Origin of the sequence: Methylocystis sp. H62 (genome assembly GCF_015709515.1) — a bacterium.
GTDB lineage: Bacteria > Pseudomonadota > Alphaproteobacteria > Rhizobiales > Beijerinckiaceae > Methylocystis.
Genome location: NZ_JADNQZ010000038.1, coordinates 35,789 through 46,481, shown reverse-complemented (window position 1 = coordinate 46,481; position 10,693 = coordinate 35,789). Strand labels below are relative to the sequence as shown.

The window sequence follows — 10,693 nt, the reverse complement described above, 5'->3', positions numbered from 1 at the left end:
CGATCGCAGACTTGTTTTGACGGATGTAAGTCAGAAGCGGTTGCGCCAATTGCCATATGCGGGCGGCGCCCAGGTCGCCTTGCTCGCGTAACATCGACATGTCTGCGATGATTTCCCCGAGGTGTTCTATCGCTCGATCGACCTGTCCATGCCACAGCTTCCACTTCAAGGCGCGGATCTCCTCATCGAGAACGACGGTTTCATTTGTCCATTCGTCGCGCCAGCGAACGATATGATCGGCGACTTGCTATAGGGGCTGGATTTTCATAGCGATGTGGAACCAATCAACGATATTCCTGGTCGGACGCGGCAAATTGCGAGGTAGCCGCTTCATAATCTCCGCGCCATCAGACAACACGGTAATTTCGCCGCGACCCACGTAGCCCTCGCTCTGAAGCGCTTGAAGCGTGCGCAGCCGTAGTTCTTGTTTCGAAGTGTCTGCAGTCACGAAATAGTGACCGGGACGGGAGCCGCGTCGTCCGCGGCCGCATCGCGCAACTGCGATCTCAAAGGTTCGCCCGTCCGCCTCGGAGGCACCTTTGATATGGGCTGCGTCAATGCTGACAACGAACTCTCGCTCGAGATCATTTGGCAGATCAAGCTCGATCTGCTCGCGCTCGTCAGCGTGTGGCGGATCGAACCAGGCGCGATCTCGCGCCTTTTCATCGAGCCGCTTGCCGAGAGCGAGCGTGCGATGGCGAATCGTGACGAAGGACTCAGACGATTTGACGGGCAAAAACTCCGCGATGACATCTGCCGCTTTGCGGTAGGGCATCAAACTGCCGAGGCGAGCCGATAGCTCCATCAATTCCGGCGTCGCTTGGTCGGGGCAAATATCCCGTAGGACTGCCGAGGCGTCGCGGAAATACGGCACGCAGCGTTGGCAATTCAGGATGCGTGGATTACGAACCTCGACGCAGCCAAACACCGTTCGGATTTTTCGCTTGCTGTTGTAGGTCTCGCATTGCTGCTTCACGATGACCTGCTGCAGGTGGGCCATGATCGTCTTGCCGTCCTCGATAGAAAAGCCCACAGCTCCTGCCGTCAAACTGTTCAAATCCTTTTCCAAAGCTATCTCGGACCGATGCGCAGCGCCAAATTCATCCGTGCCTTCAATCGTAATCGTCCACCGCATTGCCGTCTCCTACGAAGCCGGCAACTCTTTTCCTTAACAGACGTTAAAGCTCCGTGGCGCCCCAGTTAATTTAACGGTCCCGCCCGTCTCGAAGCTCAAGTCGCGAGGGAAAGCCATTAAACGTGAGAATATCGACCTAATATTCTCTCGTTTAATGGCTTTTTCGATTCGGAATCGGATATTCTCAAGCCAAGATGGCTCCCGACACCCGCCCTGGAAAGTATAGCCCGCAATACTGACTGACTCGGCGAGCAAAACCTGCGCTCGGTGTGCCCGTCAGTTGCGCGGGGTGGACTCGAGCCAGTCGAAGGCAAGGCCCGACGCGCCTTCACCGCGGCCTACAGTCTTGCGGGCGCCGAGCCATACGACGACGCGGCCGTCCCGCCAGCGCGTTCGCCGGAATTGCTTGACAACGCGCAGTCCTTCGCGGGACACCTCTTCCTCATGCAGGAAATACGGATGTTTCGCGGTGCCGTCGAGGCCGTCGCGGAGCAGCGTCGTTTTGGGCGCGACGCGCTTGGGATCGTTCGGATCGCCCTCCAGCACGCGCGGCATGGCGGCGCGTTGCAGCCTGATCTGGCGATTGCCGCCCGACTCCTGGGCAGGAATAAAGGGAATCCAGTTTTCTGGAACGCTCGTCATGATGCGATAGCGAACATCTGCGGCCGAAGCCGGCGGAGCGCCGGCGCCCGGCGCCCCGGGAGCCAGCAGGCGTTGGTGGTAGGTCTGCGTCTCGATTGCGGACTCGGCTCCGGGCTGGGTCGAACCGTCGGGGAGCGGCACGGTTTTCTCCACCGCCCAAACCATATTCGCCGTTTCGTCCCGCAGGAACACCACTTCCTCGAGAAGAGGCCCCTCGGTGACGGCAGGCGCGGTCGGAAGCAAGAGCAGACTCGTGTCGGCCGGAAGTCGAGCGTCGCCGATCACGCTTGATGTGAACAGCGTGAAGCGCCTCGGATCGTCGTCGCGGCCCTGTGCGGCGGGCGTTATCCAGAAGCGCTCGCCGAAAGTGTTGGAGACTGCGCATCCCGTCAGCGTCGCAACGATTCCGGCCGGCGCGGTGAAGGGCGCGATGAACCAATCGTTGCTGTAGACGAAGGCGAACTCCAGGAAGAGCAGCTTCGCGAGGTCGGTTGTCGCGGCGGATACTCCCGCAAAATTCACCTTGCCGTCCTCGAAGGACCACCAGCGCGGATTCGGCATCCCATCGAATTGCAGCGGCGAGGGAATGATGGTGCGCATCTGCGAGCCGATGACGCTGACGTCTTCTGGCGGTCCCGCGCCATCGTCGAGCGATGTGCGGGAAGGATCGACATCGAGCGCCCACCAGTCGAGTCGGCCGGATGAATACTCCTTGGCGGAATATACCTTCGCGGCGGCGGCGACAGGAGCGGAGCAATCGAATTGATATTCGAGCCGATCCGGCGTCCAGGCTCCGTCGTGATCTTCAGGCGGCTGGCTGACCAAACGTTCGAACCAGGCGACGAATTTCACGCCGGCTGCATCGAGAGGCCCTCTATCCGCGTTCGCGACGGCGACGCCGTCCCAGGCATGAGCGCCCGCGGTCTTTAGATGGAGATAAAGGTCGCCGCCATCCATCGCGCGGCCGGCGACAGCGCTTAATATGGTGAAAGCCGCTGGATGCGCGCAAATTTCCGCGTCGTCGGCGCTTGCCGGATCGGGCGGCACGATGGGATAGGCGTCGCGATAGGCCTGTGCGTAGTCGCCGATGCCGAAGATTGATTTCAGCCAATGACGGCCCAACGCCAGGCGAATGTCGAATCCGATCTTGCGCCCGCCGCGCAGAAACTGCGCTTGCAGCCGTTCGACGCGCGTCTCCAGCGGCAAGGGATCGACGATCGATTCAGGCGGGTCTTCGCCAAGCTTCGTCCGCGTCAGCCGCGTATGATCGATGCGCATTTGAGCGAGCGTCGGCGATCCAGCGTCGTCGCCGCGGAACTCGCCGAGTTGCCACTGGCGCGACAGCATCCATAAGCCGTCGCGCACTTCGGCGCGCAAGGCGCGGTCGAACAATTGCGTGCGTGGCCGGCCCTCCACACGATTCCACTGTGTGACGCTGGGAAGCGCCATCTGCGCCAGCGCCAAATTCATGTTGGTGAGGATCCGCACGTCAACCATCGACGAGGCTCCTTGCGATACGCACGTCCATGTTGACCAGCGCATAATTGGCCGAAAGCGAAAGGCCGCTCGTCGTCACGCTCGCCACTGTCGCGGGCAGGAATTGTGCGAGCGATCCGTTGAGCAATTGGTCGGGCTCGACCGCGCGCAGGCGGGCAAGTTCGAACGTGTCGATAACTCCATGGAGGATGTCGTCGAACGACCATGTTCCGTTCCAGCGCGGCGGCGTCAGCAGCAGCATCGCCTGCGGCGGTTCCTGACTCGGGCGGTCGAAATGGAACGCGACGCCCGTTGTGTGTTGAGGCCCCGGCTCGTCGGCTTCAATAGCGGGCGGCGTCTCGGTCCAGTCGTCGAGCAGAAGCCCGCACCGCGCCGCCGCCGGATCATAGCCGGGACGAGCGAAGGCGACATAAGAGAGGCGCTCCCCGTCAGGCGCGGCTTCTTTGGGGAAGTCGAGCGCAAGCCAAGGAGCGCCCGCTTTATGTGGAAGCTGCATGGCCGCGAGCCCGCCGGGCGTCAGCTCGCGCGCTTCCCACAACATGATCGCGTCTTCGAGCAAGCGCGCCTTCGGCCGCACGCGGGCGACGCCGTAAAACCACATGTCGAGCGGATTGGCGTCGTCTAGCGCCACGCGCGCATAGGCCAGCAATGCGCCGGAAACGAAATGCGCATGGGCCTGCGTCTGCTCGGCTCCCGCGTCGGCGGGGAGGGTGAATGTCGGGATGAGTTTGAAGCCCTCGCCAAAGATGGCTTCGGCGCCGGCTTGGAGCGCTTTCAAGCGCGCTTCTGGCGTGGTCGCCTCGTCATGTGCGTCGAGCGCAGCGGCCGCAGCCACAGTCCGTTCGTTGACGTCCTTGCGCGCGGTGACGAGCAGGGACTGAAGGTCCGCCCAATACGTAAGGATCGAATCCTCGATTTCCGCGAGGCCGAAAGGTTCAGGATCGAACGCGTCGATGGGCAGTGCGGCCTGAGCGCGGGCGAGCCGGTCGGCAAGGCCGGGGTTTGGCGCGTCGATGACGCTCGCTCTGATGGCGTCGTATTTGTTATTAAAGGCGACGAGTTTGGCTTCGACGGCGGCGCGCAGCGCGACCGGATCGAGGTCCGCCGCAAGCGCCGTCGAGACCTGTCCTTCCGCCGCGCGCAGCAGCTGCACATGTTCCTCCGGCGTCGCCGCTCCAGGAAGCGCGGCTTCCTTCGTCAAAGCATCTTCACAGGCGGCGCGCCGTTTGTCCCAACGAGCAAGCAAATCCTCAAAGCGCTTGATCAAGGCGATGAAGCGCTCCGACCGCCAATCGTAAAGGCCTCCCCAGCCGATACGCGCGCCGCCGAAAGCGGCCGTTTCCGCGAGGCGTTCGACGACGGTCACAAGGCGAGCGTCGATTCCTGCGAGCAGCGCCGCGCGATTTGCGACAGGATCGGCGATCAGCGGCGCGCCAGCGGCGATGTCGGCGTCGAACCTGTCTCGCAGCGCCTTCAGGCTGCCGACGACGTCCGCGACGCGTTTTCGATCGACGACGTGTGGCGCGGCGTCGGCGTCCTGAGCTTTGCTCGGAAGCGCGACGTCGCTCGCTCGCAGGGGTCGCGATTCAAGCGTCAGTCCGCGCAAGCGTTTGACGAACGCAGAGACGACGAAAACGCTGGTTCGACCGGGGCCAGCCTCCAAGTAGTGGATTTTGAACTGAGCGTCGGAGCGCGGCGCGGCGGTCGCGAAGACGCGGCGGCGAACGCGATCGTCGAGCTCAGCAAGATCCGCTCCGCCGCGATCGGAGATCAGATGGATCGCGTCGATCGGCGAAAGAGCAAGATCCGCGAGTGGCACAATCTGCGACTGCTCCGCGCCGCCGGCGATTTTCCACGTCGCCCTGCAAGCGATGTCGCCGAGCGCAGGAAGCGCGCCGGCGAGCCAAGCGTTCAGCGCCGGTTGCGCCGTCGCCCTCGGCGGATCGCCCGGACCAGCGGCGGCGCTTGGATCGAGTTCGAGGCCCATCCGGCAGGTGAGCGCGAAGCCACGATTGGGCGTGCGCACGACGTCAGGATCTGGAGGCGCATTCAAATCGCCGAGAACATCGAGATGCGCGGCGATCCGATCAGGGTTGCCCTGCGCCGCCTGGTGAACGCCTTCGGCGAGAACCAAATCCGCCATTGCGTCGAAAATGTTCTTCAGCTCCGAAACTTCTTTTTCCACGGCCGTACGGTCGGCGTTGCTCAGCGCCGGCAGCGGCTTGCCGAAGGGATAATTCTCGGCGCCGGGTTTGGAGGCCTGCTTGACCAGCGAGAGTCCGTCCACGACATTGCGCGCCTCGATGGCCTCTGAGGCGGGAGGCGGCGGATTCAACGTCGGCTTGAGCCGGTCGGCGGTCAAAGGAAATGCCCGGCGGAAGGCGAAGATGAGCGCGTCGAGTTCGAGAACCCCGCCATAGTCGTGCAGGGCGCGCTCGAAGCGATAACCCAGAAGCGCGCCAAGCTTCTGACCGGAGCGCACGCCTTCGAGCAGCGCGACTGCTTTGCGCACGCGCTCTGAGGACAGATTGATAGAAAAGGCGTTTAGCGCCCCAGGCGCGCGATTGGCGATCTCGCCGGCCCGCAATATGGCCGCCGTCACCGCCTGGTTGAGCGACGGCGCGTGCAAATGGCCTGCGTTGGTGGGATCAAGTTGCAGCGGCGGGCCGGCTTTGAATGCTTCGGCCAGCAAATCTGGAAGCTGCGGCGCCGTGATGGGCCGCGGGTTGGGACGCACGTCTTCCAAATAACCATAGTCACCGAGGTAAAGCCCCTTGTGCGCGGCTTCATTCGCCCCGCTGCGGCGCATCTGCGCCAATTGCCAATCGACGAGGCCGAGCCGCCAAGAGTCGAACCGATAGGCGAGCGTGTCGATGTGCTCGACGAAGGCTCGCTCGAGACGCGCGGTCGGTGTCGATGCGAGCAACTCCACGGCTTTCGTCTGCTCCGCGAGATGGGCCGCGATGCGGCGCTCCGGCGGGGTCGGTCAAAAGACGATGCAGCAAGGCCTGCCACTCGCCATAGATGGGCGATGTGATGAGCGGATCCATGTCGTCCGGCTCGGTCGGCGGCGGCAGTCCGGCGTCCGTTCGCGCCTGATCGGCGGGAACGCGCGTATATGCGTCGGCGAGATTTATGAAGCGCGCGAGCCTCTTCTGAAACGGATGCGGCCAATTCGATTTGGCCCAGTTTTCATATTTCTCGAATTCTTTTCGGCCCGACTCGGTCAGAGTGTCGAAGGGTGCGCGTAAAGCGCCGCCGAGCCGAAGAACCCCATCCAAGTCAGCGTCGAGAATCCCTTCAATGTTCGAGCCGGGATATTGGACGTCGATATCGCGGCGCCCCACGCGCGGGTCGGCGGTCTTCCATTTCAAAAGCCTTACAAGCGACTCGAAGTCGCCCGCTCCGCCGGTGCGAAAATACCAGCGGTGGTAATAGGGCATGTTGAGCGGTTCGGGCCGGCCGCCGTAATCGACCCAGGCGGAAGCCGTGGCGAAAGGCGCCTGGTCCGGGCCCATGCCGAGACCTGCGAGCCTGCCGCGTTCGAACGTCGGCACCAGAAAGGCGTGATAGGCACCGTTTTCCTCAAGCCGGCGTGGACAGACGATGCGCGAATAGGCGATGTCCGGATTGCCGGAAAGAGCGTTTTCCAGCCGTCCGACGGCGGCTCCGACGTCGACTGCGACGAGTTCACTGGGCGCGCCACCAAGATGCTCATTCACATGCACATGCGCCCAGGCCCATAATTCGTTTGGCGGCGGGAAGGCGGCGAAATCCTTTACCGATATGAAGGGAAGTGGACGATCGGCCAGCGCCTTGGCGTCGCGAAACTCGGACGTCGCCGAATCCCCGGTGTCTTTCAATACGACGAGCGCGATCCAGGGGCGCAGCCGCAGACGCGACGCGTCCGGGGCGGCGGGCGTATAGCGCCACGGGAAGTCTTCTTCGTAAAATTCGATATGCGCGAGATAATTGGGCTCGACATTGGTGATCCAGGGGTGCGGATCGGTGCGGATAATGGCCCTACTATCAATGCCTATCACTTCGCCCGGGCCGTAAAGCTCCACGTCGCGCGCGACCTGAGCTTTCAACGCGGAGCCGTCGATACCCTGCCCGTCGAGGGTCAGCTCCACATGTGTCGTCGCTCTGAGATGCACTCCCGCATCGTTGTCTTGGTTCGTGATGGTGCGCGCCACGCCTTGGCGCAGCCATGGGAGGAACGTGTATGAGCCGAGAGCGTCGCTCATGCCGCTAACTCGAAGTGAGGCAAAACATGCAGCCGATCCGCCAGGTTTCGATCCTTGGCGACGGCCGACTGCATCCATTCGCGCGCGGCGCCCTCGCTGGCGAAATAGGCGCTGTCAGCTTTGAAGCTGCGGTTGTTCTCCTGCAAAGCGACGGCGAAGCCTTCGGACTTTTCCTTCACGCCATCTTCGACGGGGACGCGCGTCTTCCGTGATTTCATGCTGAGCGGCGAACGGGCCACCGCCGCCCCCGCGAACAGCCGATTGAAGAATACTTTAGCGAGTACTGCGAAACGGAAGCGATGGCTTCTCGCATTGGTGTCGATGGTGATGAGATCATATCGCGCCACCCGCACGATCGCGGCGCCGGACTCGAGTTGAGCCCCGGCCGCCGAGAGTTCGACTCCGCCGTGCCGCGGTTCAAACGCCTTGCGCGATAAGCGTTCATTGTCCGACAAATCTTCGAACTGTGCTGGCGCGAAGCGCTCGTCTACATCGCGCCGTTTGACGAAGGCTGCGCTCGCCGCGCTGAGCGAAAATCGTTTCCCGTCCGACGGTTTCTGCGCGCCTACGCGATCGATTTTGGCGTCGAGCGGCGCGAAGCGCTGGCTGATTTGCAATGCGCCGAGCGGATGCAGAGCGATCCGGCTCTGCGCTTCCGGCAATTTGCGCAGCGCGACAAGAAGATTGGCGCCCGGCGGCGGCAACGCGCGCCAGCTATCGACTTTGGAAAGCTCCTCGATCAATTTCGGCAGCGGCCCGGAAAGCTGCAGCGGTCGTCCTGCCTTCCATTGCCCGCGGCGATCCCCACCACATGCGTGCCGTGACCGTTGTCGTCGATGCTGGCGAAGGGTGGGCCGGCGGTCAGCGCGTCGTTGATATTCTGAACCGAGTACACGCGGCCGATCTGCGCGAAGGCCGCAGGCGGCGCGCTGCCGCCGGTGGTCGCGCCCTGGTCCCAAAGTTCGAGGATGCGAGTCTTGCCGTCGGATTGCGGAAAGAATCGTGGAAAATGTCGATTCCGGTGTCGACCACGGCGACGATCACGCCGGCACCCTTGCCGGGCCAAGGATCGGTCGGAGGAACTTTCCAAGGCACGCGCATTTCATTGATGGTACCGTCGAGCAGGGTTTTGAAATTCGGCTCTTTGGCGATCGAGATGACGCCTGGCGCTTTCTCGAGACGCTCGAGGTTGGCGAAGGCGATGGAGCCCGAAACGACGCCGCCGCTGTTGTAGCCCGTCGCTAACCCTGCAGCCTGCAGCGCCGCGAGGTCGCCTTCGAAGGTAACGAGCACCGTCACGCGGCGGCCTTCGACTTCAGCAAGACTCAGACTGGGATGCTCGCCCGAATGGGCGTAGCCGAGCTCCGTGTGCCAGGATGAAAACGCTAGTTGCAACGACGGCTCGAGCTTGGACATGAGCGGTTCTCAGAAAAATACATAAAATCAATTTGCAACTGCGCAGTTAGCTGAATGCGCTGCAGCTTAGGCTACTTATCATATTGGCCTATTACAAGCGTATTGTAGTTGCAATCAACGCTACGCATGGGCATGGCGATCAGGCCTGATACGCTATGGCTGTAGGCGCGCCCAGCCGCGAGGCTTTGGCAATCGTGGTCAGGCAACGTCTACGCGGCGAACATGTGGTGGAGGTTGGAGTGCACCCTGTTTTGACCGGACATCGGGCGGGCGCGCTGATCGATTGGCTCAGTCGCGGCTTGGATGGCGGCCGCGTCGTGGCGGCGGGAAGCTTTCGGCACCGGCGAGACACCGTGGGCGATCTCGATATTCTCGAGGCGAGATCGCGCTCGCGCAGGAGAATGCGCTGCCCAAACTCGTGCAATTGTCCGACGTTCGAGGCGACCTTCATGTCCATTCGAAATGGGAGCGACGGAAACGCCTCGGTCGCCGAGATGGCGCAGGCGGCGAAAGCGCGCGGCTATGCCTACATGGCTTTGACCGATCATAGCCGGCGCGTGACGATCGCCCATGGGCTAGCTCGCCTTCCCTTATTGCGCCAGATCGACGAGATCGATCGTCTCAACGCCAAATTGCGCCCCTTCACCGTGTTGAAGGGCATCGAGGTCGACATTCTCGCCGATGGAAGCCTCGATTTGCCAGACGAGGTTTTGTCGGCGGCTCGACATCGTTGTCGCCGCGGTTCACTACAAATTCGACTTGTCGCGCGACGAGCAAACGGAGCGCATCATCCGGGCGATGGACAATCGGCATGTATCGATCTTGGCCCCTCCAACCGGTCGCTTGATCGAAGAACGCGCGCCCTATGACATCGACATGGATCGCGTGATGACGGCGGCAACGGCTAGATTTCTAAGGATTTTCTGGGGTTTTGCGCCTCATCGCCGCGGCTCTGCGCGCGCCGTTTCATCGTCTCGCGCGACGAAGATCGAGCGTCAAGCACTGCGTCCGAATCACTTTCCAACATGCAAGAATCGTAGGCCCGCAACGACTCCGCCGGCAAGTTGTGGCGGCGCTTTGTCACCCATTTTTGCATGCAATCCGCCGCGCTTGTCGTCTCTTCTCCAGGTCCTCGCGCCTGGATTGATCCGCCACACGCTGACGAGCGCGAGCAGATCGAGCTTGATCTTCCAAATGATCCCGAGCGAGAGTTCGTTGTCAGCATTGACACAGCCCATATCAAAGGTGCCTCCGAGGCGGACGGGCGAACCTTTGAGATCGCAGTTGCGCGATGCGGCCGCGGACGACGCGGCTCCCGTCCCGGTCACTATTTCGTGACTGCAGACACTTCGAAACAAGAACTACGGCTGCGCACGCTTCAAGCGCTTCAGAGCGAGGGCTACGTGGGTCGCGGCGAAATTACCGTGTTGTCTGATGGCGCGGAGATTATGAAGCGGCTACCTCGCAATTTGCCGCGTCCGACCAGGAATATCGTTGATTGGTTCCACATCGCTATGAAAATCCAGCCCCTACAGCAAGTCGCCGATCATATCGTTCGCTGGCGCGACGAATGGACAAATGAAACCGTCGTTCTCGATGAGGAGATCCGCGCCTTGAAGTGGAAGCTGTGGCATGGACAGGTCGATCGAGCGATAGAACACCTCGGGGAAATCATCGCAGACATGTCGATGTTACGCGAGCAAGGCGACCTGGGCGCCGCCCGCATATGGCAATTGGCGCAACCGCTTCTGACTTA

Annotated in this window: 5 protein-coding genes and 2 pseudogenes; 2 read left to right on the top strand and 5 right to left on the bottom strand. The window is 62.0% G+C overall.

Annotated features, from left to right (window positions below; all coding sequences use genetic code 11):
* From IYY11_RS02660 to IYY11_RS02640, 5 genes and pseudogenes are all read right to left on the bottom strand, one after another.
* A pseudogene (locus IYY11_RS02660) lies at positions 1-1,135 on the bottom strand (ISKra4 family transposase); the annotation flags it as partial.
* A 276-nt stretch (positions 1,136-1,411) separates the two neighbouring features.
* Positions 1,412-3,274, bottom strand: a complete 1,863-nt coding sequence (locus tag IYY11_RS02655; protein WP_210331205.1) for a hypothetical protein — start codon at positions 3,272-3,274, stop codon at positions 1,412-1,414.
* Positions 3,267-6,206 carry a hypothetical protein gene (locus IYY11_RS02650; RefSeq protein ID WP_196402622.1) on the bottom strand — a complete coding sequence of 980 codons (2,940 nt, stop codon included), beginning with the start codon at positions 6,204-6,206 and terminating at the stop codon, positions 3,267-3,269. Before IYY11_RS02650 ends, IYY11_RS02655 begins: the two co-directional genes overlap by 8 nt.
* Before the next feature lie 1,311 nt (positions 6,207-7,517).
* Positions 7,518-8,264 carry a hypothetical protein gene (locus IYY11_RS02645; RefSeq protein ID WP_196402621.1) on the bottom strand — a complete coding sequence of 249 codons (747 nt, stop codon included), beginning with the start codon at positions 8,262-8,264 and terminating at the stop codon, positions 7,518-7,520.
* Positions 8,265-8,382: 118 nt separating this feature from the next.
* Entirely contained in the window at positions 8,383-8,937 is a 555-nt protein-coding gene (locus IYY11_RS02640; RefSeq protein WP_196402620.1) for a hypothetical protein, read from the bottom strand.
* 449 nt (positions 8,938-9,386) lie between these two features.
* On the opposite strand from IYY11_RS02640, the gene IYY11_RS02635 reads away from it, so the two are divergent.
* Both IYY11_RS02635 and IYY11_RS02630 read left to right on the top strand, forming a co-directional pair.
* Positions 9,387-9,806: a PHP domain-containing protein gene (locus IYY11_RS02635; RefSeq protein ID WP_196402619.1), complete on the top strand. Its 420-nt coding sequence runs from the start codon at positions 9,387-9,389 to the stop codon at positions 9,804-9,806.
* A gap of 264 nt (positions 9,807-10,070) precedes the next feature.
* Positions 10,071-10,693: pseudogene (locus IYY11_RS02630) on the top strand (ISKra4-like element ISMet1 family transposase); the annotation flags it as partial.